This is a genomic window from Micromonospora citrea, from assembly GCF_049629545.1.
GTDB lineage: Bacteria > Actinomycetota > Actinomycetes > Mycobacteriales > Micromonosporaceae > Micromonospora > Micromonospora citrea_A.
On the sequence record NZ_JBNADX010000033.1, the window covers coordinates 16,094 to 40,878 of the forward strand.

Genomic DNA, 24,785 nt, shown 5'->3' on the forward strand with positions numbered 1-24,785 from the left:
TTCCTCCCTCCCGCCCACCCCCCCCGACCTCTCCCGGCCCCCGACCGTTTCGCCGCACGCGGCGGTCCTCGGCGCCACCGGGCCGCCCCGATGTCGGCGTCGGGGCGGGGGTCCCTGCCGGGGCTGGCCCGCACCGGGTGGTGGGCCCGACCCGGGTCAGCGGAGACGGGCGGCGCACGCGTGACACCATGGCCGGGTGAGCGGTGCTGTCCAGGCGGGGTGGGCCCCGCCGAGTGGTCCCCCCGAGCCGACCCCCCGCAGCGGGTGGCCGCGCTGGCTGCTGGTCGTGACCGTGCTCTGGACGGTGCTGCTCGGCGTGTCGACCTGGTGGTCGGTGCGGACCGACACGCCGACCGTGCGCGAGCAGCGCACTCTCGGTCAGGCCGTCCCGGTGGTCGACCGCTCGGTCGGGCAGCTGGTCGCCGCCGTCGGTGACGGCGCCTGGGCGATGACCGGGCAACGGGTCGAGGAGGGCTGCCGGGTCACCCCGGTGGACGACGGCGCCGAGCTGACCCGGGGCGTCGACGTGGTGGTGGCCGAGGGCGGCGAGCGGGCGCTGTTGGAGTCGGTCGCCGACCGGCTCCCCGACGACTGGCGGGCCGGGGTGCGGGCCGGCTCGACCGGCCCCCGCCTGCGCGCGGACGCGGGCGAGTTCGTGCTGGTCGAGGGGCGGGTGGTCACCCCTGGGCGGGTCCGGTTCGACGTGCAGACCGGCTGCCGGCCGCTGGATGACGTGGCGATCGCCGACCTGCTGCCGGGCTACCCCGGTGAGCCCGCGTTGGACGAGGCGCTGGCGGCGTTGGGCCGCCCGGCCGACGACTCGGTCGAGCAGGTCGTCGCGAGCTGCCCCGGTGGCGGGACCGCGCGGACCGGATGGGTCGACGGCGGCGCCGCGCCGGTGTCGCTGGCCGGGCTGAAGCCGCTGGCCGCCGGCGCCGCGCTGGTCGACACCCCCGAGGTGTACGCCTGGCGGCGCGGCCCCGTCGTCGTCCTGGCCGACGCGACCGGCGAGCGGGTACGCCTCGCCGCCTCCACCGGCTGTTCCTGACCGCCGCGCCGGGCCTGATCGGCACGTCGGCCGCGGATGTCCGGTCCGCGCGGCGGCCCGGGGCCCACGGTCCGGACGGCCCGGGCCCGGGGTCAGTAGGCGCGCACGTTGTCCTGGGCGGTCCGGCTGCGGCCCAGGGCGTCGACCTTGCCCCAACGGCCGGGGATGTCGAGCAGCTCCACCCGGCCCATGCCCTCCGGCACCGCCGGGTCGATGATCAGGTGCTCGCCCTGCGGCTCCAACCCGAGCAGCACCCGGAGCAGCAGCAGGGGCGTCCCCGCCGACCAGGCCTGCGGGCTGCACGCCGTCGGATACTGCACCGGGTACTCGGTGAGGGCGCGGTCGTAGCCGGCGAACGCCTCCGGGAGCCGACCGTCGAAGTAGCGGGAGGCGCTGAGCATGCTCTCGCAGATCTTCCCGGCCTCCTCCCGGAAGCCGTAGCGGGCCAGTCCCCAGGCGATGAACGAGTTGTCGAAGGGCCAGACCGTCCCGACGTGGTAGCCGACCGGGTTGTAGCGTCCCTCCCCGGTGGCGAGGGTACGCACGCCCCAGCCGGAGAAGAGCCGCGGGCCGAGCAGGTGGTGGGCGACCCGCGCGGCCCGGGTCTCGTCGACGATGCCGCTCCACAGCAGGTGCCCGATGTTGGAGGTGAGGGCGTCCACGTGCCGCCCGTCCCGGTCGAGGGCGAGCGCGTAGTAGTCCCGCTCCGGTATCCAGAAGTCGCGGTTGAAGCGCTCCTTGAGCAGGGCGGCCTCCCGCTCCAGCCGGTCCGCGTAGCTGGGGTCGTTCCAGAACAGCCGGGCCATCCGGGCCCCGCGCAGCTTCGCGTCGTACGCGTACCCCTGGAGTTCGCAGGTGGCCCGGGGGAAGCCGGGCAGCCGTCCGTCGGCGTACGAGATGGCGTCCCAGGAGTCCTTCCAGCACTGGTTCTCCAGGCCGGTCTCCGGGTTGCGGGTCTGGTACCAGAGGTACCCGGTGCCGAGCAGGTCGCCGTAGGTGTCGATCCAGTTCAGCGCGGCCCGCGCGGAGAACTCCAGCTGTTTCACCAGTTGGCTGTCGCCGGTCCAGCGCTCGTACTCGTCGAGCAGGATGACGAAGAGCGGCGTCGAGTCGGCCGACCCGTAGTAGGGGGAGTGCGGCTGTTCCTCGAAGCCGGCGGTCTCGCCGTACCGCAGCTCGTGCAGGATCTTGCCGGGCTCCTCGTCGCGGAAGTCGTCGAGGCGGTACCCCTGCAGGCCGGCGAGCATCTTGATGGTCGGCGGCACCAGTTCGGGCAGGAAGGGCAGCACCTGGAGCGAGGTCAGGATGCTGTCCCGGCCGAACAGGGTCATGAACCACGGCAGTCCGGCGGCGAGCAGCCGTACGCCGAGCGTGATCGACTCGTACCGTAGGGCGCCCAGGTCGTTGAGGCTCTGGTGGTACGCCCCGGCCAGCGGCTCGCAGTCGCAGCCCAGCTTCGGCGCCCTGTCGACCAGTTGCTGCTGCTCGATCCGGATCGCCTCGGGGCTGCGGGTGCCGCTCAGGGGGGTGGTGGCCCGGAAGTCCTCGCCCCGGGCGCCGTAGATCGTCGTCGCCACGTGCAGCCGGGTGCTCCACTCCTGGTGCGCGCCGACCGTGACCGACCAGGTCATCCCGCCCTGGTCGACCTGCGCCGGCGCGGTGCTCGTGATCACCGCCTCCCGGTGGAACGCCTCCCGCCGGTAGGTCAGCCGCAGCTCGTTCTCCCCGACGACCGCCGTGGTGGCGCCCTTCTTCCGCCCCTTGTGCTTGATCTCGAACAGGTCGGCGAAGTCGGAGCCCATGTCCATCCGGATGGTGAACCGCATCTCCTGCCCGGAGTGGTTGAGCACGGTCAGTTCCTCGCCGAGGCTGCCGCCGATCGCCCGGTTGCGGATGACCGACACCTTGGCGTCGAGGTAGTGGGTGGGCTCGCCGGGGACGAGGAAGTACCGCGTCCGGAAGGACTGCGCGTCGTCGATGGAGAGGGCGTGCAGCCGTTCGCCGTCCAGGGTGAGCAGCCAGGTGGAGAGGAACCGGGTGTCGAACGAGAAGAGCCCGGTGGGGAAGTCGTACGAGGGCTCGACGTCCCCACGCCGGTCGCTGACCAGGAAGGTGTTGCCGTCGAGGATGCTCACCAGTTGCTTCATCATGCGTGTCGGGCCTGCTCTCGGGTGATCTCCCGGGGGTCGCGCACGCCGGGCGGGTTGGGGAAGAACCGCCGGAAGACGAGGAAGAGCATGACGTTGCCGCTGTAGGTGGTCTCGTTGCGCAGGACCGCGGAGACGCTCTGCGCCCGCCCGGTGACCAGCCGTTCGAAGAGATCGGCGCTGCTGTTCCAGATCGCGTCGGCCGGGCCGCGTGCCCGGTTCACGACCGCCTCGCCGGGACCGAGCTGGACCAGCCAGTGGTCGGTGCGGTTGCCGTTGGTGAGGTCGATCTGGAGGGTCCCGCTGACCGGGGCACGCAGGACCGCCGGGGCGCGCGCCGGCAGCGATGCGAAGAACTGCTCGATCGCCTCGGCCACATCCGAATGGTAGGCAGTCGACCGACACGTCGGGCCGGTATCGGCAGGCCACGTGGGGTGGATTCGGCAGGGTGCGGCCGGTCAGTAGACCAGCGCCTGCGCCCCCTCCGCCATCGTCTCCTCGACGAAGACGGCCGCGCCGGCGATGCGTACGCCGGGGAGCACGTCGCCCGGGCCGATGTCCCGGCGGGCGGCGCACTGGGTGCAGGCGGTCACCCGGCCGGTGGTCAGGATGACGTGCAGCAGTTCGGCCAGGGGCGCGGAGTGCGGCAGCTCGAACTGCTCCGCCCGGCCGGGGAGCGCGAACCAGGTCGACTCACCGGTCAGCCAGAGCGACACCTGCACCCCGGCGGCCGCGGCGGTGGCGGCGACGGTGAAGGCCTGGGCGCACCGCTCGGGCGCGTCCGCCCCGGCGGTGGCCTTGACGACGAGAGTGCGAGCCATGGCAGCCAGCATAGGATGACCATGATGGTTACCGAGATCGGGTTCGTCAGCCTGCTGGTCGCGGGCCTCGGCGCGCTCGCCGGTGGCCTGGTCTACCTGGCGGTACGCATATCGAGAGGACATTGGTGAGCGCGAGGAGCGAGCCGGGTCTGCGAGCCCCGCAGTCGCGAACGGAGAAGGGCGGAGTGAGCGGTGAGCGATGAGAATCCGCTGCAACCGCCGTGGCTGAACGCGCCGCCGGTCGGGGAGTACCCGTACGAGGAGAGCCACGACCTGCGGGTCGGCCCGAAGCTGCACCCGACGCTGGACGGCCTGCTGCCGTACGTCGGGGTGTGGCGCGGCCGGGGCCGGGGCGGCTTCCCCACGATCGAGGACTTCGACTTCGCGCAGGAGATCCGGATCAGCCACGACGGCCGTCCGTTCCTGTTCTACGAGTCCCGCGCCTGGCTCCTCGACGAGCAGAGCCGGCCGGTGCGCCCGGCCGGGCGTGAGGTGGGCTGGTGGCGTCCGGTGCTGCACGGCGACCGGGCCACCGACGAGCTGGAAGCTCTGATGACGACCCCGACCGGGATCATGGAGCTGCACATCGGCAAGCGCAAGGGCACCCAGATCGAGTTCGCCACCGACGCGGTGCTGCGTACGGCCACCGCCAAGGAGGTCACCGCCGGTGCCCGCCTGTTCGGCATCGTCGAGGGTGCGCTGCTCTACGCCCAGGAGATGGCCGGCGTGGGCCACCCGCTCAGCCCTCACCTCTCCGCCCGTCTCGTCCGCGTGGCCGGCTGATCCCGCCCGCACCCCGTTCGCCCTGTCGATCGAGAGGCCCGCGTCGCCGTGACGCGAGCCTCTCGATCGGTGTTGGGGCGGTGGTCCGGTCGACCTCACCGTCCGGGGACGGGGTGGGCCAGGAGGGTCTGGAGCCGCTGCGTGTGGGGGCAGCGGGGGAGCCGGGTGGTGTCGAGGGCGCGGATCTCGACCAGGCCGCGTACGGACGAGGTGAACCAGACCCCGTCGGCGTCGGCCAGTCGTTGCGGGGTCGCCATGCGTTCGTCGGCGGCGAAGCCGACGTCGGCGGCGTGGGCGAGGAGCCAGGCGCAGGTGGTGCCGGGGAGGATCCCCGTCGCGGCGGCCGGCACCGTGCAGAGCGTGCCGCCCTCCAGCCAGACCACGTTGGCGCTCGGCCCTTCCAGCACGTACCCGTCGCTGGAGAGCCAGAGCGCCTCGTCCACGCCGTTGCGGGCCGCCCAGCGCCGGGCCGCGGCGCTCACGGCGTACGAGGTCGACTTGACGCCGGCGGGCAGCCAGTGCAGTGCGGGGCGGGCGGCGGCCGGGACCCCGAGGGAGAGGCCGGCCGCCGTGACCCCGTCGCGCCGGGCCCGCTTCGAGGCGGCCGGCACCTCGGCGAGGGTGGTGTAGACGGTCGGCAGACCGCCGCCCTCCGGGCCGCGCGTGCAGACCAGCCGTAGCGCCCCCTCCACCTGTGCCGGCCACCCGACGGTCACCGTGTCCAGCAGTTCGACCAGGGCGTCCTCCGGCGGCAGCGGCAGCTCCACGGCGGCGGCGCCGGCCCGCAGCCGGGCCAGGTGTGCGTCCCGCAGCCAGGGCCGGCCACCACGCAGGTGCATCGTCTCGAACAGGCCGTCGCCGTGCAGCACGCCGAGGTCGTCGCCGCGCAGCACGGGATCTCCCGCCGGTACGACTCCCCGACCCAGCACGGCGATCCTCGGTGCCTCCATGGCCGTCCAGCGTACGGCCGGGTGTCGGGTCTAGCCCTCGGCCGACGCCAGCTCGGCGTTCGCCCGCTGGGTGACGAGGGTCAGCACGCGCGCGGCGGTGGCCAGGTCGTCGGTCGGGATGTCGGCGTACACCCGCCGGCCGATGCCGGTGGCGATCTCGGCGAGCCGGTCCTGATGTGCCGTGCCCGCCGCGGTGAACTCCAGTCGGGGGTCCGCACCCGGCGCCGCCTGCACCAGCCCGGCGTCGACCAGTTCGCCGACCGTGGCCAGCGCGGCGGACGCGTCGAGCTTCAGGCCGTCGGTCAGCTGGGCGACGAGGTGGGAGCGGAGGAGCGCGCCGCCCGCCCTGGCCATCGCGGTGAGGGCGACGGACTGGCGGAAGGTCGTCCCGGTGGAGGCGAGCTGCTGTTCCAGGACCGCCCGGGTGGCGTGGTGGGCCAGTCCCAGGATCCGTCCGTCGAGGGTCGGGGTGGTCGACATGGTTGCTCCCTTGCTCGATCAAGTGACGCCGATACCCTACTGACACTGAGTCTCAATTGGCAAGCAGTGTCAATAGATGCGCCGGTTAGGGTGCTGCCATGACCTCGCCGTCGAGCCCGGACCGGGCCCTGCCGCTGCGGGAGCGCAAGAAGCTGCGCACCCGCCGGGCGCTCGCCGACGCCGCCCTGCGCCTGTTCACCGAGCGGGGCTTCGACACGACCACCGTCGACGATCTGGTCGACGCGGTGGAGGTCTCCCGGAGCAGCTTCTTCCGGATATTCCCGGCGAAGGAGGCCGCCGCGATCGAGGCGGAGGTGGAGCTCTGGTCGGCCTACCTGGCCGCGCTGGACGGGCATCCGCTCTCCGGCGGGGTGCTGACCGGGTTGAGCGACCTGCTGCGGGCCGTGGTGACGGGGCTCGGACCCGACTGGGCGCAGCGCTACGTCGCCACCCGCCGGCTCGTACGGACCGCCCCCGCCCTCCTGGCGTACGCCGAGCACCACCGGGTCGAGGTGGAGCAGCGTCTCGCCGAGCGGGTGGCCGACAAGCTCGCGTTGCCGCCGGGAGACCTCCGGCCCCAGGTCCTGGCCGGCCTGCTCCTCACCGCCTGGCGCCTGGCCGCCCGGGCCTGGGTGCTCGACGGCGGCCCGGGAGGACTCGAAGCCCTGGTCGAGCGGATGGAGCAGGCGTTCCGGGCGGTACCCGCCAGCCTGGAGCTCTCCGCCGGGAGCCGACCGTCGCCCGGCGACGGTCGACCGGGGCGCCGGGCGGCCGAACTATGATCGAACGGTGTCCGAATCCTCCCTCGCGGAAATGCTCCGCTCCCGTGGGCTGCGGCTGACGGCCCAGCGGCAGCTGGTGCTCCAGGCCGTGCTGGATCTGGGACACGCCACGCCGGAGCAGGTGCACACGGCGGTCCGTGAGGTCGCCGCCGGGGTCAACATCACCACCATCTACCGCACGCTGGAGCTGCTGGAGCGGCTCGGGCTGGTGACCCACACCCACCTGTCGCACGGCTCGCCGACCTACCACGCGGCCGGTGAGCACCAGCACGTCCACCTGGTCTGCCGGGAGTGCGGGGCGATCGACGAGATCGACCCGGAGCTGATGCGCCCGCTGGCCGACCGGCTGGCGACCGAGCGCGGGTTCCGGGTGGACATCGGGCACGTGGCGCTCTTCGGCGTCTGCGGCAACTGCGAGGACGGGGAGCCCAAATGATCGACATCGCGGGAGCGGTGGCCGTCGAGGCGATCGACGAGGCCAGCCGGGACCAGCCGGACCCGGAGCACCGGGCGGCCGGGGTCCGGGGCGTGGCCGCGCACTACGGCGACCCGATGCGTGAGCAGCGCACCCTGGAGACGGCCGTGGCGCTGGTGGACCGGTCGCACCGGGGCGTCGTGGCGGTGCCCGGCGAGGAGCGGATCGGGTGGCTGCACACCCTGACCAGCCAGCACCTGGCGACGCTGCGGCCCTGGCAGGGGACCGAGCTGCTGGTGCTCAGCCCGCACGGTCACGTCGAGCAGCACGCGATGGTCGCCGAGGACGGTGAGACCACCTGGCTCGACACCGAGCCGGGCATGACCGCCGGGCTGCTGTCGTACCTGGAACGGATGCGGTTCTTCAGCAAGGTGGAGCCGCGTGACGCCACCGCCGACCACGCGCTGCTCTCGCTGGTCGGCCCGGAGGCCGCCGAGGCCGTCGGCACGCTCGGCGTGACCGGGCTGGCCGAGCCCGACGCGGTCGCGGTGCCGGGTCCGAAGTTCCGTTCCGGTGAGCTGCCACCCCGGCCCACCGTCGTGTACGACGTGAAGCCGCTGCCCGCCGGCGGCTGGGCCCGCCGGGGTCCGCTCGGGGTGGACCTGCTGGTGCCCCGGCCGGCCATGGACCGGGTCGTCGCCGAGTTGCGCGGCAACGGGGTGCCGGTGGCCGGGCTGTGGGCGTACGAGGCGGTGCGGGTGGCCGCCCGGCGGCCCCGGGCCGGGGTGGACACCGACCATCGGACCATCCCCGCCGAGGTGGGCCTGATCGGCTCGGCGGTGCACCTGGACAAGGGGTGCTACCGAGGTCAGGAGACGGTGGCCCGGGTGCACAACATGGGCAGGCCGCCGCGTCGGCTCGTCCTGCTGCACCTGGACGGGGTGACCACCGACCAACCGCCGGCCGCCGGCACGCCGGTCACGCTCGACGGCCGGGCGGTCGGCTTCGTCGGCACCGCCGTGCACCACCACGAGCTGGGTCAGGTCGCCCTCGCCGTGGTCAAGCGCAACGTCGCCGACGACGCCCGGCTGCTGGTGGGGGAGAGCGCCGCCGCGATCGACCCGGCGTAAGGGTGACCGGCCTAGGCGCATCTCGCAGGAAGGTTTCCGCTCCGCCGGCGTGACACGCGCGATTCTTCCGTCGTGACGCGCTCCGGGCGTCGACTCGGTGACGGGTGGGCGTCTAGGATCCGGGCATGACGACAGGGACGTTGATCACGGTTGCCCCCACCGGCGCGGAGTCGGCCAAGGCGGAGGTGCCGGCGCTGCCGGTGACCCTCGACGAGTTGCTGCTGACCGCCAAGGAGTGCGAGGCGCTCGGCGCCGCCGTGATCCACGTCCACATCCGCGACGACGAGGCGAAGCCGACCCTGGACCAGGGCCGGCTGCGGGAGACCGTGACCGCGCTGCGGGAGAGCACCGACCTGATCGTGCAGCTCTCCTCCGGCGGCGCGGTCACCGACCCGGAGTCCGCCCGGCTCGCCGTGCTCGATGCCGGCCCGGACATGGCCTCCTGCACCATGGGCACGGTCAACTTCGGCGACGACGTCTTCCTCAACCGCTGGGAGTTCATCGTCGACCTGCACACCCGGATGCAGGAGCGCGGCGTCGTGCCGGAATACGAGATCTTCGACCTCGGCCACCTCACCGCCCTCCAGCGGCTGCTCGGCAAGTACGGCCTGCCGCACGGCGGCCACGTGCACGTCGACTTCGTGATGGGCGTGCCGGGCGGGATGCCGGGCACCACCGCCACCCTGGTCGCCGCTGCGCAGATGCTGCGCGACCTGCCCGAAGGCGCCACCTTCTCGGCCACCGGCATCGGCCGCAGCACCATTCCGGTGATGCTGGCCTCGCTCTCGGCCGGCGGTCACCTGCGCGTCGGCATGGAGGACACCGTCACGTACGCCAAGGGGCGGCCGGTGGAGTCCAACATGCAGCTCGTCGCCCGCGCGGTCGGTTTCGCCCAGCTCGCCCAGCGCCCGCCGCTGACCACCGCCGAGGCCCGGCAGCTGCTCGGCCTGTAAGGCCGCCGCCGCCCACCACCCCTGTACGTGCCGCAGCCGCGTCCCTGGTCACCCCGGCGGCGACCCGGTCGGGGGCCTCGGTACCGTCCACTCCGTGGGAAAGACGTACGAGGGCGGCGCGCCGCTCGCCGAGGTGGTCCGGTCCGGTTTCGTGGAGGGCGTCCACCGTGGCTCGGTGGTGGTGCTCGACGCCGCCGGCACGCCGGTGGCCGGGGCGGGGGACGTCGCCTCGCCGATCTTCCCGCGCTCGTCGAGCAAGCCGATGCAGGCGGTGGGGATGCTCCGCGCCGGGCTGCCGCTGACCGACCCGGCCGACATCGCGCTGGTCTCGGCCAGCCACGCCGGCGAGGAGTTCCACCTGGCCCGGGTCGGGGCGCTGCTGGCCGGCGCGGGGCTGGACGCCGACGCCCTGCACTGCCCGCCGGACCTGCCGGTCGGTGACGCCGCCCGGGCGGCGGTGCTGCGGGCCGGTGGCGGGCCGACCCGCACGCAGATGAACTGTTCCGGCAAGCACACCGGGATGCTGCTCACCTGCCTCGCCGCCGGCTGGCCGCTGGACGGCTACTGGCGGCCGGAGCACCCGTTGCAGCAGCGGCTGACCGCCGCGATCGAGGAGTTCACCGGGGAGGAGACGGCAGCCGTCGGGGTGGACGGCTGCGGCGCCCCGGTGCTCGCCGTCTCGCTGAGCGGGCTGGCGCGGGCGTACCTGCGGCTGGTCTCCGCCGAGCCGGGGTCGGTCGAGCGGACGGTCGCCGACGCGATGCGGGCGTACCCGGAGCTGGTGGGCGGGACCGAGGCGGACGACACCCGGCTGATGCGGGGCGTACCCGGGGCGTTGGCCAAGGTGGGCGCGGAGGGCGTCATCGCGGCGGCCGTCCCGGGCGTCGGCGCGGTCGCCCTGAAGATCGACGACGGCGCGGGCCGGGCCCGGATGCCGGTGCTGGTCTCCGCGCTGCGCCGGCTCGGTGTCGAGGCCCCGGTGCTCGTCGAGTACGCGGAGCTGCCGCTGCTCGGCGGCGGCCTGCCGGTGGGCGCGGTACGCCCCGTCTGGTGACCCGCCCCGGACCGGCGGCACGGCGCCGGTCGGCTCCGGCGGCGTGGATCGGTGTCCGACGGCAGGCACACCGCCGCTCGCCGCCGGGGGACCCGGGTCAGGGCAGGAAGTCGCGCAGGGCGGCGGCGACCGCCTCGGGGCGCTCCAGCGGCAGCAGGTGGGCGGCGTCCGGCACGTCGGGCAGGCGCACCGCGCCGGGCACCTCGGCCGCGATCCGGTCGGCGAGCCGGGCGATGTCCCGGATGTCGGCCGCCCCGGCGGTGACCAGCACCGGCAGCCGCAGCTCGCCGAGACGCCCGATCGCCGGCGGGTCCAGCTCCTCGACCTCCACCGCGCTGAGCGCCACTTCGGCGGCGAGGGCGCGCTGGTCCATCTCCTCGGCGAACGCGATCAGCTCCGGGTCCACGTCCCCGGGCCGGCGGGCGGGGCCGACCACCCAGAACCGGACCTCACCGGCGGCAGTCGCGGCGAAGTCCTCCGGGTCGACCTCGCCGACCAGCTCCTCCCACAGCCGTTCGGTCTCCTCGGACCACTCGTTGCCGGAGATCGCGGTGCCGAACAGGGCGAGCGCCGACACCCGGGCGGGGTGGGCCAGCGCGGTGTCGATCGCCACCGCCCCGCCGAAGGAGCAGCCGACCAGGGCGGCCCGGTCGATACCGAGCGCGTCCAGCAGCCCGACCACGTCGTCGTGGTGGGCGAACGGGCCCGGTGGCAGTTCGGAGTCGCCGTACCCGCGCAGGTCGAGGGCGATCACCCGGTGCCGCTCGGCGAGGCCGGCCACCTGCCCCTGCCACATCCGCCGGTCGGCGATCCCGGCGTGCAGCAGGACCACGGCGCTGCCGCTGCCCAGGTCGTCGTACGCGAGCGACGCCCCGTTGATGTCGATCTTCGTCACGACGAGCAAGCTACGGACCGCACAGCTGGTCCGCAACCGAACTCTGTGGCCTTGCTAACTATGGCTAGCGCTTTGCTTGCTGGAGTTAGCAGTGCGGGCTACCGTTGGGGCATGGCCGCACCCAAGGATCTACCCGACGTCGGCGGATTCATCCGTGACCTGCGCCGGAACGCCAAGATCTCGCTGCGCCAGCTCGCCGAGCAGGCCGGGGTGAGCAACCCCTACCTGAGCCAGATCGAGCGCGGACTGCGCAAGCCCAGCGCCGAGGTGCTCCAGCAGCTCGCCAGCGCGTTGCGGGTCTCCACGCCCGCGATGTACCTGCGGGCCGGGCTGCTCGACGACAAGGAGGGTCAGGGGGTGCTCGCGGCGATCGCCGTCGACCCCGACCTGACGATGGCGCAGAAGCAGTCGCTGAGCCAGATCTACGAGACCTTCCGCCGGGAGAACCTCCGGCTCGCCGAGGCCACCGCCGAGGCCGGCCAGGACGCCACCCCGACCGCGGAGCCCACCGCGCCGGCGGCGCCGACCGAGGCGGCCGCCACCGCCGCGCCGGCCGCCACCGGTCCGACCACGCCGGAGGGCACCCCGACCGAGGCCGTCCTCGAATCGGTGGCCGTCACCGAGGCGGGCCCGGCACCCGCACCCACCACCAGCGCCCGCACCAGCAAGGCCGCCCCGAAGGCGGCCCGGAAGGCCGCCGGAGCGGCCGAGGAGGAACAGTCATGACCCAGCCGAAGACCAACCGCATCCCGGCCCCGCTCTACGCCGCCGCCGGCGCCGGCGAGCTGGCGTACCAGCAGCTGCGCAAGCTCCCCATCGTGGTGACCGAGCTGCGCGACAAGGTCGTCACCGACGGCACCAAGGTCGTCACCGAGTTCGGCGGCAAGGCCGTCGTCACCGGTGTCGAGCTGCGCCAGAAGGCCACCGAGACCTTCCGCACCGCCAACCTGACCGCGACCGGCCTGCGCGAGAAGGCCGTCCCGGCCGACCTCGACCTGGACAAGCTGCGCGAGGCCGCCACCCGCAACGCCGCCGCCGTGCTGGCCGGCGCGCACGCCGCCCAGGAGCGGGCGCTGGCCGCGTACGGCGCGCTGATCGCCCGGGGCGAGCGCGTGGTCGGCGCCGGTGTGCTGGAGGCCGCCGACACCGTCAACGCCGACATCGAGGCGACCGACGCCACCGTCGGTGCCGAGGTGAAGACCGTGCCGGCGGAGACCCCGGTCGCGAAGACCGAGGTCCCCACCCCGGCCGAGGTGGCCGAGGTCGTCGAGGCCAAGCCGGCCGCGGCGAAGGTGACCCGCCCGCGGGCCACCCGGGCCGCCGCCACCCCGTCGGCCAAGCTGCCGAAGGCCACGAAGCGGACCCGCCCGGCCGCCGAGTAAGGATCCGACGCCGGTACGACCCCGGAAGCGTCCTGTGGGACGTTTCCGGGGTCGTCGGCATATGCTGGCCGTCATGGCCATCGCCGCGCCGATCTTCGTCTTCCAGATCGTCTCCGTGATCGATCTGATCCTGCTCGTCTTCGCGCTGATCGTGCAGGGAGTCGCCCTGGTGCACGCGATCACCCAGCGGGGTGACGCGTTCCCGGCGATCGGCACCCTGCCCAAGGGCGGCTGGATCGCCATCCTGGCGGTCTGCCTGGTGCTCACCCTGCTCGGCTTCGGCGCGCTCAGCATCTTCGGGCTGATCGGCATCGCGGCGGGCCTGATCTACCTGCTCGACGTCCGGGTCGGGCTGCGCGACCTGCACGACGGCAAAGGGTTCTGGTGAGGGGTTTCCGCTGGCCCCCGCCACCGGACGGCGGTCCCCGCACCTGGGGGCCCGGCCCCGGCGCGCCGCGTACCGGGCGGCCCGCGCTGCCCGAACCGGAGACCGAACTGGTCGCCACGCCGCACGACGTACGGCTGGAGCGGCTGGTCACCGGTGCCGGTGACCCGGTCACCGTCTTCGCGCACGGGTTGGGCAACGGCATCGCCACCACCCGCCCCTTCGGCAGCGCGGTCACCGGTCGCCGGATCTTCTTCCAGTTCCGTGGGCACGGGCGCTCGGACGCGCCGCCCGGCCCGTGGACGTACCTCGATCTCGCTCGTGACCTGCGGGCGGTGGCCGACCTCGGCGGGGCGACCCGCGCCTTCGGGGCCAGCCTCGGCGCCGGCGCGCTCTGTCGGCTGCTGGCCGACAGTCCGGACCGATTCGAGAAGCTGGTCTTCTTCCTCCCCGCCGTGCTGGACACCCCGCGCGGCCCGGACGCCCGGCAGCGGCTGACCGACCTGCTGGACGCGGTGTCCGGTCAGGACGCCTCCGCCGTCGCCGAGGTGGTCGCGCTGGAGCTGCCGCCGGCGGTGCGCAACACCCCGGCCGGCTGGGCGTACCTGCGGCAGCGGCTGGACCAGCTGCTGCGCGACGGGCTCGCCCCCGGCCTGGCCGACCTGCCGGAGCAGGTCCCGCTGCGCGACGTCTCGGCGCTCGCCGCGGTCACCGCCCCGGCGCTGGTGATCGGCTGTGTGGGCGACGACCTGCACCCGGCGCACGTCGCCGAGGAGTTGGCCGCCGCCCTGCCGCACGCCACCCTGCACGTGTACGACCGGCCGGGCTTCGCCTGGACCGAACGCGCCGACCTGCGGGAGCGGATCTCGACGTTCCTCAACGGGTAACGTCACCCGTCATGGGCGTCACACACCACGGCCGTACCCATCGCCTGGATCTCGCCGACCCCACGCTGCGGGAGTGGGAGTGCACGGTGCTGGCCGCCGACGAGCAGGGCATCGTGCTGGACCGGTCGGCGTTCTACCCGGGTGGCGGCGGCCAGCCGCCCGACCACGGCGTCCTGCTCTGGCAGGGCGTGCAGACCCGGATCGTGGGCACCCGCAAGGGTGACGACCTCTACCTGATCCCCGCCGAGGGTGACCCGGTGCCGCCGCCCGGCACGCCGGTCACCGGCGCGGTGGCCGACGAGCGGCGCACCCGGCTGATGCGTACGCACTCCGGGCTGCACGTGCTCTGCGGGGTGGTGTTCCGCGACTTCGGGGCGCTGGTCACCGGCGGGAACATGGAGCCCGGCGAGGCCCGGATGGACTTCAACCTTCCCGAGGTGCCGCCGGACTTCAAGAGCCGGATCGAGGAACTGGTCAACGCCGAGGTGGCCGCCGACCGGGCGGTCGCCGTCCGGGTGCTGCCCCGGGCGGAGGCGCTGGCCCTGCCGGACATCATCCGTACCCAGTCCAACCTGATCCCGCCGGACGAGCAGGAGGTCCGGATCGTCGACATCGTCGGGCTGGACGTGCAGGCCGACGGCGGCACCCACGTCGCCTCCACCGCGCAGATCGGCAAGGTCCAGGTGGTCAAGGTGGAGAGCAAGGGCCGGGCCAACCGCCGGGTCCGGGTCCGGATCGTCGACTAGTCGCGGCGGCTGCGCAGCGCACGGACCTTGTGCCGGGTGCCGCAGCGCTCCATCGCGCACCAGCGCCGCTGCCCGGGCCGCGAGGTGTCCACGAAGACCAGTTGGCAGTCGTGTGCGGCGCACTCCCGGATCCGGTCGGCGTGGCGGCCGGTGAGCAGGTCGACGGCGTCGCGGGCGATGCTGCTCAGCGCCTGGCCGCCGGTCGCCGGCAGCCGCCAGGCCCGCCCGCCGTCGGCGGTGACCTGCGGGATCAGCGGCGGTGCCGCGGCGGCCTCGTTGACCAACGCCAGGTCCGCGGGCTCCGGCGCGTCGCCCCGGGTACGCCGTCGCGCGATCCGCCACAGCGCGTCGCGCAGCCGCCGGGCGAGGGTCAGGTCGTCGGCGTCGGTGTCGACGTCGGCCGGGTCGACGCGCAGCCGGGACAGTGCCAGCCAGTCGGCCAGGTCGCGGGGCTGGTGCAGCACGTCGTAGCGGGCCAGCGCGCCGGGGCCGCCGGTGGTCAGGAACTCCAGGCAGAGCGCGCCGGGGTCGAACCGGTAACGGGTCCCTTCCGGGGAGATGAGGGTGAGTCCGCTTGCCCCGTCCGTCATGTAACCACTATAACTGGTTACAGGTGTCCGGTCGTCCGGCCGGGGTGATCGACGAGTGACGGAGGACGCGATGGCGCTGCACTGGAAGCTCGTGATCGACTGCGCGGACCCGATCCGACTGGCCGGATTCTGGGCGGAGGCCCTCGGCTACCGGGTCGAGGACCACACCGCCCTGATCGACCGGCTGGCCGAGGCCGGGGCGCTCCCGCCGCAGGCGTACGTCGAGGTGGACGGTCGGCGGGCCTTCCGGGAGCTGGCGGCGGTCCGACACCCGGACGACCCGGCGGACCCGGCCAGTGACATGGGCCTGGGCCGCCGGCTGCTCTTCCAGGCCGTGCCGGAGCCGAAGCAGGTCAAGAACCGGCTGCACATCGACCTGCACGTCGAGCCGGGCGCCCGGGAGGCCGAGGTGAAGCGCCTGGAAGGGCTCGGGGCGACCGTGCTGCGCGAGGTGGCCGACCGGGGCAGCCGGCACACCACCATGGCCGATCCGGAGGGCAACGAGTTCGACGTGCAGTGACCGCCCGCCGGTGGCCGGGCACGGAGCCGGCCGGCGGACGGGTCAGCGCCCGGTCGGCCGCGGTGGCAGGTGGGCGGCGCGGACGTCGAGCAGCCAGCGTTCCACCACCGCCTCGTCGGGCCGCTGCGGCAGCGGGGTGCGGATCCGGTCGAAGTCCCGCTCCGCCTCGGCGACCAGCGCCTCCGCCTCGTCCAGCGCGCCGCCGGCGACCCGCTCGCCGAACGCCTGATACCACTGCGGGTCGGCCAGCCGGATCTCCAGGATCCCGGTCGCGTAGAGCACCCGGCCCTGGTGCAGCAGCCGGGCCAGGTGCCGGGCGTGCTTCGCCGAGCGCCGCCGACCGCCCACCTGCGACGACTCCGGCTCGGCGCGTCCGACGCCGCGCCGCGACCTGGAGCCGTCGGCGTCCCGGGTGGTCAGCCTGCGGAACTGCTGCGCGGCGTAACCCAGGTAGGCGTCGCGAACCCGGGGCGCGCTGAGGAACGCCGACCGGATCCCGATCAACCGCTCGCCCAGGTCCGTCCGGGTCTCGTAGCAGTCGTCGGGCAGCCACATCAGCTCGGTGGCGGTGGGGTTGCCGCTCAGCGCCAGCCGGGCGTACTTCCCGGCCTCGTGCAGGGTGACGTCCGGGTCGGTGGTGACCACCGACTCCCGGGGCGGGTGCAGGCCGTGGAAGGCCACCGTGGGCGCGGCGAACACGCCGATCCGGTCGGTGTCCGAGCCCGGCCCGGCCAGGCCGTACGCGACCGAGCCGACGATCCCGGAGAGCAGCAGGTGCATGCCGGCGAGCATGACCCACGACACCTGGTTCGCAAAACCGGACTTCGGCTGTCAGGTATCACTGACAGGCTCGACGCATGACGACGACACCGCTGGAAGGGAAGATCGCGCTGGTGGCCGGGGCGACACGGGGCGCCGGACGGCAGATCGCGATCCAGCTCGGGGCGGCCGGGGCCACCGTCTACGCCACCGGCCGCAGCACCCGGGCCGGTCGCTCCGAGATGGACCGGCCCGAGACCATCGAGGAGACCGCCGAACTGGTCACCGCCGCCGGGGGCACCGGCATCGCGGTACGGGTCGACCACACGGTGCCCGAGCAGGTCCGCGACCTGATCGCCCGGATCGACGCCGAACAGGGCCGGCTCGACGTGCTGGTCAACGACGTGTGGGGCAGCGACCACCTGGTCACCTGGAACGAACCGGTCTGGAACAGCCGCTCGACAAGGGTTTCCGCACCCTGGAACTGGCCGTGCACACCCACCTGATCACCAGCCACTTCGCGCTGCCGCTGCTGATCCGCAACCCCGGCGGGCTGGTGGTGGAGATCGGTGACGGCACCAAGGCGTACAACGACACCCACTACCGGCTGTCGGCCTTCTACGACCTGGCCAAGACGTGCGTCAACCGGCTCGCGTTCGTCCAGGCCGAGGAGCTGAAGCCGCACGGGTGCACGGCGGTCGCGGTCACCCCCGGCTGGCTGCGCTCGGAGGCGATGCTGGACCACTTCGGCGTCGCCGAGGAGAACTGGCGCGACGCCGTCGCCAAGGAGCCGGACTTCGTCATCTCGGAGACCCCGGCGTACGTCGGGCGGGCGGTCGCCGCGCTGGCCGCCGACCCCGACAAGGACCGGTGGAACGGGAAGTCCACCGACAGCGGCGAACTGGCGACCGTGTACGGCTTCACCGACCTCGACGGCAGCCGGCCGCAGGGCTTCAAGTACATCGCGGAGGTCGTCGAGGGCGGCCGGAAGGCGGACGTCTCCGACTACCGCTGAGCGCCGTACAGCTCGCCCAGGCGCCGGGCCGCCTCCGCCAGCCGCTCCCGCAGCTCCGGCGGGTCGAGCACCTCCAGCTCCGGACCGACCCGGAGCACCAGGTCGTACGCCACGTCGACGGACTCGACGGGCAGCCGGGTGACCAGCCACCCCTGCCCGTCGGGAACGCCGGCGGCGAGGGCCTCGTCGTAGCCGAACGGGGTGTCGGAGGCCCGGCGCAGCGCGCCCCGGCCGGCAGGGCTCACCCGTACGGTGATCCACTCCCGGAGCATCGCCCGCAGGAACGCCTCGGCCTGCTCCCGCCAGTACCCGCCCAGGTCGAAGTCCTCGTCCCGGGTGAACCCCTCGGCGGCCGGCACGACGTCGAGCACCCGGTCCACCCGGTAGGTGCGCGTGTCGTCCCCGACGCGGCCGACCAGGTACCAGGTCCCGCTCTTGAGCACCAGCCCGTACGGCTCGACCCGGCGGGTGACCTCCCGGTCGCCGCGCCGGTATCGCAGCTCCACCACCCGGTCCGCCCAGACCGCGCGGGCCAGGTCGGCGAGCAGGGGCGGCGGGGTGGAGTCGCGGAACCAGCCCGGCACGTCCAGGTGGAACCGCTGCCCGGTGCGGGCCGGCGCGTCGCGCAGGCTCGGCGGCAGCGCGGCGAGGACCTTCAGTTCGGCGGCGGCGACCGCGTCGGCGAGCCCCATGTCGCCGGCCGGCCCGGGCAGCCCGGCGAGGAAGAGCGCCTCCGCCTCGTCCCGGGTCAGCCCGGTCAGCCGGGTCCGGTAGCCGCCGAGCAGCCGGTAGCCGCCGGCCCGGCCCCGGTCGGCGTAGACCGGCACCCCGGCGGCGGAGAGCGCCAGCACGTCCCGGTAGACCGTCCGCTCGGAGACCTCCAGCTCCCGGGCCAGCTCGGCGGCGGTCATCGTCTCCCGGGACTGCAGGAGCAGGACCAGGGAGATCAGCCGGGAGGCACGCACCCCGCCATCCTGCCCCAGCCGGGTCCACGGCCGGGACGCGCGCCTCGCCCGGCCGTCGGCTCAGGTCGCCGGCCAGAGCGTGCGGCGGGAGCGCTCCGGGCACGACCGGCAACCGGCCGGTCAGGGCCGCTCCCAGAAGTCCGGACCGATCGCGTCCTGATAGTCGGACCTGGCGACGAAGAAGCCCTCGTCGTCCACCTCGATCGGCAGCTGGGGCAGGGGCCGGTTGGCCGGGCCGAAGATCGGTTTGGCGTTGTCGGTGATGAGGAACTGGGACTGGTGGCAGGGGCAGAGCAGCCGGTTGGTCTGTTGTTCGTACAGGCTGGCGGGGCAGCCGGCGTGGGTGCAGATCTTGGAGTAGGCGATGTAGTTGGCCCACATGTAGTCCTGCTTGCCGGCGCGCAGGTTGTTCGCGCGAGCGACCTGCGCTTCCTCCTCACGAAGGTGGATCAGCAGCGTCGGCGAGTCCGCGTAGCGGTTGCTCACGCCCTGCGGGATTCCGGGGAAGACGGTGAGTTGGCCGGCAGCACTGATGTCCGCCGGGCGGACGGCCCGGCCGTCCTCGCGGACGAGTCTGATCCGGGTGATCACTCCGTCGTTGTCGGCGGGGGCGAACCCGGTCCGGAAGAGTTGGTTGTTCTCGTGCGGGTCCTCGATCAACCCACCGATCAGGGGTGCGGCGGCGACCGCCGCTACCGGTGCCAGGCCGGCGAGCAGGGACACGCCGAGCAGCGGACGCCGTTTCACACCGAGTTCGTCGGCCATGTAGAGCATGGTCTGTGCGGTGAGTTCCCGCTCCTGCGGGCTGCTGGGGGTGTCGTGGCGGTCCTGGACCGAAACCTCCTTCGGCAGCAGCTTCTTGCCCCAGGTGAGGACGCCGAAGCCGATGCCGAGCAGAGCGATGCCGAGGGTCGACCCGAGCAGCGGGGTGTAGAAATCCTGGCTTCCGCCGCCGAGTCGGAACCGCCACGGCCACCAGATGTAGACGACCAGGAAGGCGATCGCGGCCAGGCCCGCGAGGAAGAAGAACGCCATGACCGTCCGGGCGAGTCGCCGCTCAGCCGCCGACCCGGGTCTCGCCTGCGGCTCGTAGTGGACGATCTCGATGTCGTCGCGGCGCGCCCCCTCACGCACCACGTCGAAGCGGGACGCCTGACGAAGACCCGGGCCCGGCGATTCCTCACGCCTGCCCTGACTCCGGCGGCTCACGACGCACTCCCCATCGTGATCACGATTTGCCGGCGATCCAGAGGCTGGCGAAGACCAGCGCCACGATGCCGACGAGGAAGATCGCGACCCCTTCCGTCGACGGCCCGTAACGGCCGAGGTTGAAGCCGCCCGTGTCCTGACCGTCCTGCAGAACCTGCTGGATGTAGGCGATGATGTCGGCCTTCTGCTCGGGGGTTATCTGGGTGTCGCCGAACACCGGCATGTTCTGCGGCCCCGACAGCATCGCCGCGTAGATCTGCTGACTCGTCGCGGGGTACAGGCTAGGAGCGAACTTTCCCGAGGAGAGCGCGCCGCCGCCGCCACCGAAGGCGTGACACTGGGAGCAGTTGATTCGGAAGAGGTCGCCGCCAACCGACAGGTCCGCGCCCTGCGTCAGGTCACCCTCGGGTACCTGCGGGCCGCCACCGAGTTCCTGGACGTACTGGCCCAGCTGGCGAACCTCCTCGTCGCTGTACTGCGGCGGCTTGCGCCAGGCCTGCGCCTCCTGCCGCGCCAGTGGCATTCTCCCGGTCCCCACCTGGAACAACACCGACGCCGACCCGACCCCGACCAGGCTCGGCCCACGCCCCTCCACGCCTTGGGCGTTGCGGCCGTGGCACGTCACGCAGCCCACCTCGAACAACGCCTTGCCCTCCAGTGCCGCAGCGCTGAAACCAGGCGCGTCCTGAGCCTGTGCCTCCGGCGCGAAGGCTGCGTAGACGCCCCCGGCAAGCATCATGGCAATGCCCATCCGAAGGATTCCGACGAGCCGCCGACGGGTGGCGCTCAGGGTCCGCCGCCGGCCGGGAAGCCCAGGGTGCGCCGCAGCGGTCATGTCGGTCCCCAACTCCACTTGGGCCGAGGACTGTGCCCCGGCCAGTGAACATGCTCGTCCGATAAGTCCAATTTCTAGCACTGGCGGCTTCCGTCCGCAGCAGTTCTCGACATGCGTGTGCCTCAGCCCGGGACGCCCCTCGGCGGTCGTCGCCTCCCGGGTCGAGCCAGGGGGCGGGACGGAGACGCTCGTGCGACGTCGATCGCAGTGGTTGACAGGACTGTCACCGCGTCGGTGCTGCTGTCTCGACGGCGGCTGCACCGACGGAGCACCACTGGCTAGGCTCTGCGCTCGTGAACGCACCCCGCGACATCGCCGCGCCGGTGGCCGGCGCCGCCGGCCGCTTCTTCTCCGGTGTGGGTCTGCTCCTGCGCGGTCTCGGCCTGTACGTCCGCAGCCCGGGGCTGATGCTGCTCGGCGTCGTGCCGGCGCTGATCTCGGGTGCGGTGTTCGTCACCGCGTTCGCCACTCTGGTGTGGTTCGTCGACGACCTCGCCGCACTGGTCACGCCGTTCGCGGACGACTGGTCGGCGACCCCGCGCAGCCTGGTCCGGGTGATCGCCGGGCTGGCCTTCCTCGGTCTCGGCGGCCTGCTCTCGGTGGTCAGCTTCACCGCGGTCACCCTGGTCATCGGCGACCCGTTCTACGAGAAGATCTCCGAGCGGGTGGAGGAGCGCCTGGGCGGCACCCCGGGCGCGGTCGAGGTGCCGTTCTGGGCCTCGCTGCGGCGCAGCGTCGTCGACTCGCTCCGGCTGGTCGGCCTCTCGGTGCTCTTCGGCGTCCCGCTCTTCGCCGCCGGCTTCATCCCGGTCGTCGGGCAGACCGTGGTGCCGGTGATCGGGGCGGCGGTGGGCGGCTGGCTGCTCGCCGTGGAACTGGCCGGCGCGCCGTTCTCCCGGCGTGGCCTGCGGCTGCCCGACCGGCGGTCGGTGCTGAAGGCGGACCGGGCCACCACGCTCGGCTTCGGTGTGGCGGTCTTTCTCTGCTTCCTGATCCCGCTCGGCGCGGTGCTGGTCATGCCGGCGGCCGTCGCCGGCGCCGCCCTGCTGACCCGCCGGTCGCTGGGCCAGTCCACCGAGGAGCGTTGACGTGGAGATCACCCTGGTCGAGGGGGACATCACCGCCCAGCACGTGGACGTGGTCGTCAACGCGGCCAACTCGTCGCTGCTCGGCGGCGGGGGAGTGGACGGGGCGATCCACCGCCGGGGCGGCCCGGCCATCCTGGCGGAGTGCCGGGCGCTGCGCGCCTCCCGCTACGGCCGGGGCCTGCCCACCGGGCAGGCGGTCGCCACCACCGCCGGGAACCTGCCGGCCCGCTGGGTGGTGCACACCGTCGGGCCGGTCCACTCGGCCACCGAGGACCGCTCCGGCCTGCTGCGCGACTGCTACGCCAACAGTCTCGCCGTCGCCGACGGGCTGGGCGCGACGACGGTGGCGTTCCCGCTGATCTCGGCCGGGGTCTACGGCTGGCCGGTCGACGACGCCGTACGGCAGGCGCTGACCGTGCTGCGGGCCGCCGACCCGGCCACCGTCACCGAGGCCCGGCTGGTGCTCCTCGGCGCGGACACGTACGCCACCGCCCGCCGGGTGCTCGACGCCGGCTGATCAGGCCAGCTCGCGCAGGCAGGACCACTGGGACGCCACCGGCCGGTAGCCGAGCCGGGCGTTGACCGCCAGCATCGGCGCGTTCGCCTCGTCGTTCGAGGTGTACGCCGTGCGTACTCCCCGTGCGGCGGCGCGGTGCAGGGCGGCCTGCTTCGCCAGCCGGGCCAGCCCCCGCCCCCGGTACGCCGGCGCGGTGCCGGTGAAGTCGGACCACATCCGGTCGTCGTCGCGTACCACCAGGCTGTACGAGGCGAGCACGCCGTCGACCTCGACGGCGGTGCTGGCCTCCCGGTCCAGCCCGACGTTGTCCCACACGTCGTAGCGCCAGCTCTCGTAGCTCAGCACGTCGGAGCTGATGTCGTCGGGCTCGTCCGCGGCGCTGGCGACCTCCAGGTCGTACACCGGGCGCGGGTCCAGTGCGGCCAGCGGGCGCAGCCGCACGCCCGGCGGCGGCGTCGGCGCGGGCGGGGCCGGGTGCAGGTCGAGCGCCGAGGAGCGCACCTCCCGGCTGGGGACGAAGCCGTTGCGGCGGGCGAAGTCCAGCGAGCCGGTCTGCGCCCAGGTGCGGATCCGGCGTACGCCGAGCGGCAGCAGGTGACCCAGCGCCCGGTCGAGCAGTTGGCGGCCGAGGCCGCGCCGCCGGTGGTCGGGGTGGACGTGCGGCAGGGCGATCTCGCCGACGCCCTCCTCGGAGGTGCGGACGTTGCGGTACGCCGACGCCCACCCGACGATCCGGCCGTCGAGCTCGGCCACGAAGGCCGTCCAGTCCTCGCCGGGCGGCGGGTGCGCGATCATTCGGCGGGTCGACTCGACCCCGCGCACCAGGTACGGGTGGACGACGGCGCGCAGCGCGACCACCCCGGCGGCGTCCTCATCGACGGCGGTGCGGACGCGCACTCAGCCCACCGCCCGGACGGCGGCGACCGCCTCGACCTCGACGAGCTGGTCGGTGTAGCCGAGCACGGCCACCCCGAGCAGGGTGCTCGGCGGATCGTGGTCGCCGAAGGCGTCCCGGACCACCTCCCAGACCGCCACCAGGTCGGCCTGCCGGGACGACGCCACGTACACGGTGGTCTTGACGACGTCGGTGAGGCGGGCGCCGGCGGCGGCCAGCGCGGTCTCCAGGTTCGCCACCACCTGGCGGGCCTGGGCCACCGGGTCGCCGGGGGCGACCGTGCGGCCGTCGGCGTCGAGCGGGCAGGCGCCGGCGGTGAAGACCAGCCGGGCGGGCGGGTCGACGGTGGCGGCGTAGGCGTACTCGGCGACGTCGGAGAGGGCGGGCACGTGGATCAGGTGGCTCGGGCCGGTCATCCGGCGACGCTACCGCCGCGGGGCCGCGCCGCTCGACCGGTTAACGGCCCGCCCCGCAGACCACCGGACCGGCCGAGCCCGGGGCGTCGCGGTGACGCCCCGGGCGGTGCTCACGCCGACTCGCGCAGCACCAGCTCGGTCGGGAGGATCAACGCCTCGTCGATCGCCTCGCCGGCGGTCATCCGCAGCAGCTGGCGGGTCAGCGCCCGGCCCAGCTCCACGATCGGCTGCCGGACGGTGGTCAGCGGCGGATCGGTGTACGCGGCGGTCTCGATGTCGTCGAAGCCGATCACCGCCACGTCCTGCGGCACCCGCCGCCCCGCCTCGCGGAGCGTACGCAGGGCGGCGTGCGCCATCAGGTCGGAGGCGGCGAAGACCGCGTCCAGGTCGGGGTGCTCGGCGAGCAGTTGGTGCATCGCCCGGGCGCCGGACTCCCGGGTGAAGTCGCCGTACGCCACCCGCTCCGGCAGTCCGGCCTCGGCGATCGTGTTCCGGTAGCCGGCGAGCCGCTCGATGCCGGCGACCATGTCCTGCGGGCCGGCGATGGTGGCGATCCGCCGCCGACCGTTCGTGATCAGGTACCGGACCGCCCTGCTCACCCCGCCGACGTGGTCCACGTCGACGTACGGCACCTCCGCGCCGCCGAGCGGGCGTCCGCTGCACACCACCGGGATGCCGAGCTGGGCGAGCTTGCCGGGCAGCGGGTCCGCGCCGTGCAGCGAGGCGAAGAGCACCCCGTCCACGTGCCGGCCGGTGGTGTAGCGCTCCACCCGGGCGTGCCCGGCGGGGGAGCCGGCCAGCATCAGCACGAGCTGCTTGTCGGCCGCCTCCAGCTCCTGGGCCGCGCCCCGGATGATGCCGGGGAAGACCTGGTCGTCGGAGAAGACCCGGGTGGCCTCCTCCGGCATGACCAGGGCGACCGAGTCGGTCCGCTGGGTGACCAGGCTGCGGGCGGCCAGGTTCGGCACGTACCCCAGCTCGGCCACGGCCCGGCGGACCGCCTCCTGGATCGGCCCGGCGACGGTGGTGGAGCCGTTGACCACCCGGGACACGGTCGCCCGGGACACACCGGCCCGGCGGGCGACCGCCTCCAGGGTCGGTCGCTGTGCCGTCGTCAT

General features: G+C 73.8%; 30 protein-coding genes and 1 pseudogene. 17 read left to right on the forward strand and 14 right to left on the reverse strand.

The features are described 5' to 3' along the window. Window positions 1–196: 196 nt before the first annotated feature. Window positions 197–1,048: a hypothetical protein gene (locus ACPFP2_RS26555; protein ID WP_424092477.1), complete on the forward strand. Its 852-nt coding sequence runs from the start codon at window positions 197–199 to the stop codon at window positions 1,046–1,048. Window positions 1,049–1,140: 92 nt separating this feature from the next. Here ACPFP2_RS26555 and ACPFP2_RS26560 read toward each other — a convergent pair whose 3' ends face one another. From ACPFP2_RS26560 to ACPFP2_RS26570, 3 genes are all read right to left on the reverse strand, one after another. Then, entirely contained in the window at window positions 1,141–3,198 is a 2,058-nt protein-coding gene (locus ACPFP2_RS26560) for a glycogen debranching N-terminal domain-containing protein (protein WP_424092479.1), read from the reverse strand. Then, on the reverse strand, window positions 3,195–3,572 hold the full coding sequence (locus tag ACPFP2_RS26565) for an SCP2 sterol-binding domain-containing protein (RefSeq protein WP_424092481.1): 378 nt from the start codon (window positions 3,570–3,572) through the stop codon (window positions 3,195–3,197). Before ACPFP2_RS26565 ends, ACPFP2_RS26560 begins: the two co-directional genes overlap by 4 nt. An 81-nt stretch (window positions 3,573–3,653) precedes the next feature. Then, window positions 3,654–4,028 carry a DsrE family protein gene (locus ACPFP2_RS26570; protein ID WP_424092483.1) on the reverse strand — a complete coding sequence of 125 codons (375 nt, stop codon included), beginning with the start codon at window positions 4,026–4,028 and terminating at the stop codon, window positions 3,654–3,656. Window positions 4,029–4,040: 12 nt separating this feature from the next. On the opposite strand from ACPFP2_RS26570, the gene mtfM reads away from it, so the two are divergent. Then, window positions 4,041–4,145, forward strand: a complete 105-nt coding sequence (gene mtfM, locus ACPFP2_RS26575) for a small membrane protein MtfM (RefSeq protein ID WP_424092485.1) — start codon at window positions 4,041–4,043, stop codon at window positions 4,143–4,145. Window positions 4,146–4,208: 63 nt separating this feature from the next. Further along, on the forward strand, window positions 4,209–4,799 hold the full coding sequence (locus tag ACPFP2_RS26580; protein ID WP_424092487.1) for an FABP family protein: 591 nt from the start codon (window positions 4,209–4,211) through the stop codon (window positions 4,797–4,799). 95 nt (window positions 4,800–4,894) lie between these two features. Here the strand turns inward: ACPFP2_RS26580 and ACPFP2_RS26585 are convergent, their stop codons facing one another. Further along, window positions 4,895–5,749 (reverse strand): aminotransferase class IV, encoded by an 855-nt coding sequence (locus tag ACPFP2_RS26585; protein WP_424092489.1) that lies wholly within the window; start codon window positions 5,747–5,749, stop codon window positions 4,895–4,897. A gap of 30 nt (window positions 5,750–5,779) precedes the next feature. Then, complete coding sequence (locus tag ACPFP2_RS26590; protein ID WP_424092490.1) at window positions 5,780–6,229, reverse strand: hypothetical protein; 450 nt, start codon at window positions 6,227–6,229, stop codon at window positions 5,780–5,782. A 98-nt stretch (window positions 6,230–6,327) separates the two neighbouring features. Here ACPFP2_RS26590 and ACPFP2_RS26595 point away from each other — a divergent pair, with 98 nt between their 5' ends. From ACPFP2_RS26595 to ACPFP2_RS26615, 5 genes are all read left to right on the forward strand, one after another. Beyond that, the gene (locus tag ACPFP2_RS26595; RefSeq protein WP_424092492.1) at window positions 6,328–7,011 is read left to right on the forward strand and encodes a TetR family transcriptional regulator; all 684 of its coding nucleotides are present in this window, start codon (window positions 6,328–6,330) and stop codon (window positions 7,009–7,011) included. 31 nt (window positions 7,012–7,042) lie between these two features. Continuing rightward, window positions 7,043–7,447 (forward strand): Fur family transcriptional regulator, encoded by a 405-nt coding sequence (locus ACPFP2_RS26600; protein ID WP_424092558.1) that lies wholly within the window; start codon window positions 7,043–7,045, stop codon window positions 7,445–7,447. Continuing rightward, on the forward strand, window positions 7,444–8,556 hold the full coding sequence (locus ACPFP2_RS26605; protein WP_424092494.1) for a YgfZ/GcvT domain-containing protein: 1,113 nt from the start codon (window positions 7,444–7,446) through the stop codon (window positions 8,554–8,556). Before ACPFP2_RS26600 ends, ACPFP2_RS26605 begins: the two co-directional genes overlap by 4 nt. 125 nt (window positions 8,557–8,681) lie before the next feature. Then, window positions 8,682–9,509: a 3-keto-5-aminohexanoate cleavage protein gene (locus ACPFP2_RS26610; RefSeq protein ID WP_424092495.1), complete on the forward strand. Its 828-nt coding sequence runs from the start codon at window positions 8,682–8,684 to the stop codon at window positions 9,507–9,509. 94 nt (window positions 9,510–9,603) lie between these two features. Further along, entirely contained in the window at window positions 9,604–10,563 is a 960-nt protein-coding gene (locus ACPFP2_RS26615) for an asparaginase (protein ID WP_424092497.1), read from the forward strand. 97 nt (window positions 10,564–10,660) lie between these two features. On the opposite strand, the gene ACPFP2_RS26620 is transcribed toward ACPFP2_RS26615, so the two are convergent. Next, window positions 10,661–11,458, reverse strand: coding sequence for an alpha/beta fold hydrolase (locus tag ACPFP2_RS26620; RefSeq protein WP_424092499.1), 798 nt, complete (start codon window positions 11,456–11,458; stop codon window positions 10,661–10,663). A gap of 111 nt (window positions 11,459–11,569) precedes the next feature. Here ACPFP2_RS26620 and ACPFP2_RS26625 point away from each other — a divergent pair, with 111 nt between their 5' ends. The 5 genes from ACPFP2_RS26625 (at window position 11,570) to ACPFP2_RS26645 (ending at window position 14,858) form a co-directional block, all read left to right on the forward strand. Next, a complete protein-coding gene (locus tag ACPFP2_RS26625) occupies window positions 11,570–12,184 on the forward strand; it encodes a helix-turn-helix domain-containing protein (protein ID WP_424092500.1) in 615 nt (204 codons plus the stop codon). Further along, window positions 12,181–12,840, forward strand: coding sequence for a hypothetical protein (locus tag ACPFP2_RS26630; RefSeq protein WP_424092502.1), 660 nt, complete (start codon window positions 12,181–12,183; stop codon window positions 12,838–12,840). Before ACPFP2_RS26625 ends, ACPFP2_RS26630 begins: the two co-directional genes overlap by 4 nt. Before the next feature lie 73 nt (window positions 12,841–12,913). Beyond that, window positions 12,914–13,228, forward strand: coding sequence for a DUF2516 family protein (locus tag ACPFP2_RS26635; RefSeq protein ID WP_088979414.1), 315 nt, complete (start codon window positions 12,914–12,916; stop codon window positions 13,226–13,228). After that, window positions 13,225–14,112, forward strand: a complete 888-nt coding sequence (locus ACPFP2_RS26640) for an alpha/beta fold hydrolase (protein ID WP_424092504.1) — start codon at window positions 13,225–13,227, stop codon at window positions 14,110–14,112. The genes ACPFP2_RS26635 and ACPFP2_RS26640 overlap by 4 nt, the downstream gene beginning before the upstream one ends. Before the next feature lie 11 nt (window positions 14,113–14,123). Continuing rightward, window positions 14,124–14,858, forward strand: coding sequence for an alanyl-tRNA editing protein (locus ACPFP2_RS26645; protein ID WP_091300089.1), 735 nt, complete (start codon window positions 14,124–14,126; stop codon window positions 14,856–14,858). Here the strand turns inward: ACPFP2_RS26645 and ACPFP2_RS26650 are convergent. Next, window positions 14,855–15,448, reverse strand: a complete 594-nt coding sequence (locus ACPFP2_RS26650) for a CGNR zinc finger domain-containing protein (protein WP_424092507.1) — start codon at window positions 15,446–15,448, stop codon at window positions 14,855–14,857. The genes ACPFP2_RS26645 and ACPFP2_RS26650 overlap by 4 nt on opposite strands. Before the next feature lie 55 nt (window positions 15,449–15,503). On the opposite strand from ACPFP2_RS26650, the gene ACPFP2_RS26655 reads away from it, so the two are divergent. Then, window positions 15,504–15,968, forward strand: coding sequence for a VOC family protein (locus ACPFP2_RS26655; RefSeq protein ID WP_424092509.1), 465 nt, complete (start codon window positions 15,504–15,506; stop codon window positions 15,966–15,968). Between the two features lie 42 nt (window positions 15,969–16,010). Here ACPFP2_RS26655 and ACPFP2_RS26660 read toward each other — a convergent pair whose 3' ends face one another. Further along, window positions 16,011–16,748, reverse strand: coding sequence for a nucleotidyltransferase domain-containing protein (locus ACPFP2_RS26660; RefSeq protein ID WP_424092560.1), 738 nt, complete (start codon window positions 16,746–16,748; stop codon window positions 16,011–16,013). Between the two features lie 77 nt (window positions 16,749–16,825). Between ACPFP2_RS26660 and ACPFP2_RS26665 the strand changes: the two are divergent. After that, a pseudogene (locus ACPFP2_RS26665) lies at window positions 16,826–17,742 on the forward strand (SDR family oxidoreductase). On the opposite strand, the gene ACPFP2_RS26670 reads toward ACPFP2_RS26665, so the two are convergent. The 3 genes from ACPFP2_RS26670 to ACPFP2_RS26680 all read right to left on the reverse strand — a co-directional run bounded on the left by ACPFP2_RS26670 (window position 17,733) and on the right by ACPFP2_RS26680 (window position 20,751). Then, window positions 17,733–18,707 (reverse strand): helix-turn-helix transcriptional regulator, encoded by a 975-nt coding sequence (locus tag ACPFP2_RS26670; RefSeq protein ID WP_424092511.1) that lies wholly within the window; start codon window positions 18,705–18,707, stop codon window positions 17,733–17,735. The pseudogene ACPFP2_RS26665 and the gene ACPFP2_RS26670 sit on opposite strands and share 10 nt — an antisense overlap. 120 nt (window positions 18,708–18,827) lie before the next feature. Then, on the reverse strand, window positions 18,828–19,916 hold the full coding sequence (locus ACPFP2_RS26675) for a ubiquinol-cytochrome c reductase iron-sulfur subunit (protein WP_424092513.1): 1,089 nt from the start codon (window positions 19,914–19,916) through the stop codon (window positions 18,828–18,830). A 19-nt stretch (window positions 19,917–19,935) separates the two neighbouring features. Next, entirely contained in the window at window positions 19,936–20,751 is an 816-nt protein-coding gene (locus tag ACPFP2_RS26680) for a cytochrome c (protein ID WP_424092515.1), read from the reverse strand. A gap of 293 nt (window positions 20,752–21,044) precedes the next feature. Here ACPFP2_RS26680 and ACPFP2_RS26685 point away from each other — a divergent pair, with 293 nt between their 5' ends. Both ACPFP2_RS26685 and ACPFP2_RS26690 read left to right on the forward strand, forming a co-directional pair. After that, window positions 21,045–21,839, forward strand: coding sequence for an EI24 domain-containing protein (locus tag ACPFP2_RS26685; RefSeq protein WP_424092517.1), 795 nt, complete (start codon window positions 21,045–21,047; stop codon window positions 21,837–21,839). Between the two features lies 1 nt (window position 21,840). Next, a complete protein-coding gene (locus ACPFP2_RS26690) occupies window positions 21,841–22,356 on the forward strand; it encodes an O-acetyl-ADP-ribose deacetylase (protein ID WP_424092519.1) in 516 nt (171 codons plus the stop codon). On the opposite strand, the gene ACPFP2_RS26695 is transcribed toward ACPFP2_RS26690, so the two are convergent. From ACPFP2_RS26695 to ACPFP2_RS26705, 3 genes are all read right to left on the reverse strand, one after another. Further along, window positions 22,357–23,253: a GNAT family N-acetyltransferase gene (locus ACPFP2_RS26695; RefSeq protein ID WP_424092520.1), complete on the reverse strand. Its 897-nt coding sequence runs from the start codon at window positions 23,251–23,253 to the stop codon at window positions 22,357–22,359. Then, window positions 23,254–23,667: a RidA family protein gene (locus ACPFP2_RS26700; protein WP_424092522.1), complete on the reverse strand. Its 414-nt coding sequence runs from the start codon at window positions 23,665–23,667 to the stop codon at window positions 23,254–23,256. It lies immediately after the preceding gene. A gap of 110 nt (window positions 23,668–23,777) precedes the next feature. Next, window positions 23,778–24,785, reverse strand: a complete 1,008-nt coding sequence (locus ACPFP2_RS26705; protein ID WP_424092524.1) for a LacI family DNA-binding transcriptional regulator — start codon at window positions 24,783–24,785, stop codon at window positions 23,778–23,780.

Bases quoted from the DNA above. Each gene is read 5' to 3' on its own strand.
- mtfM (WP_424092485.1), top strand. From the start codon at position 4,041: ATGGTTACCGAGATCGGGTTCGTCAGCCTGCTGGTCGCGGGCCTCGGC.
- ACPFP2_RS26635 (WP_088979414.1), top strand. From the start codon at position 12,914: ATGGCCATCGCCGCGCCGATCTTCGTCTTCCAGATCGTCTCCGTGATC.
- ACPFP2_RS26600 (WP_424092558.1), top strand. From the start codon at position 7,043: ATGCTCCGCTCCCGTGGGCTGCGGCTGACGGCCCAGCGGCAGCTGGTG.
- ACPFP2_RS26650 (WP_424092507.1), bottom strand. From the start codon at position 15,448: ATGACGGACGGGGCAAGCGGACTCACCCTCATCTCCCCGGAAGGGACC.
- ACPFP2_RS26630 (WP_424092502.1), top strand. From the start codon at position 12,181: ATGACCCAGCCGAAGACCAACCGCATCCCGGCCCCGCTCTACGCCGCC.
- ACPFP2_RS26645 (WP_091300089.1), top strand. From the start codon at position 14,124: ATGGGCGTCACACACCACGGCCGTACCCATCGCCTGGATCTCGCCGAC.
- ACPFP2_RS26660 (WP_424092560.1), bottom strand. From the start codon at position 16,748: ATGCACCTGCTGCTCTCCGGGATCGTCGGCTCGGTCGCGTACGGCCTG.
- ACPFP2_RS26605 (WP_424092494.1), top strand. From the start codon at position 7,444: ATGATCGACATCGCGGGAGCGGTGGCCGTCGAGGCGATCGACGAGGCC.
- ACPFP2_RS26625 (WP_424092500.1), top strand. From the start codon at position 11,570: ATGGCCGCACCCAAGGATCTACCCGACGTCGGCGGATTCATCCGTGAC.
- ACPFP2_RS26560 (WP_424092479.1), bottom strand. From the start codon at position 3,198: ATGATGAAGCAACTGGTGAGCATCCTCGACGGCAACACCTTCCTGGTC.
- ACPFP2_RS26595 (WP_424092492.1), top strand. From the start codon at position 6,328: ATGACCTCGCCGTCGAGCCCGGACCGGGCCCTGCCGCTGCGGGAGCGC.
- ACPFP2_RS26610 (WP_424092495.1), top strand. From the start codon at position 8,682: ATGACGACAGGGACGTTGATCACGGTTGCCCCCACCGGCGCGGAGTCG.
- ACPFP2_RS26705 (WP_424092524.1), bottom strand. From the start codon at position 24,785: ATGACGACGGCACAGCGACCGACCCTGGAGGCGGTCGCCCGCCGGGCC.
- ACPFP2_RS26680 (WP_424092515.1), bottom strand. From the start codon at position 20,751: ATGACCGCTGCGGCGCACCCTGGGCTTCCCGGCCGGCGGCGGACCCTG.
- ACPFP2_RS26700 (WP_424092522.1), bottom strand. From the start codon at position 23,667: ATGACCGGCCCGAGCCACCTGATCCACGTGCCCGCCCTCTCCGACGTC.
- ACPFP2_RS26570 (WP_424092483.1), bottom strand. From the start codon at position 4,028: ATGCTGGCTGCCATGGCTCGCACTCTCGTCGTCAAGGCCACCGCCGGG.
- ACPFP2_RS26585 (WP_424092489.1), bottom strand. From the start codon at position 5,749: ATGGAGGCACCGAGGATCGCCGTGCTGGGTCGGGGAGTCGTACCGGCG.
- ACPFP2_RS26590 (WP_424092490.1), bottom strand. From the start codon at position 6,229: ATGTCGACCACCCCGACCCTCGACGGACGGATCCTGGGACTGGCCCAC.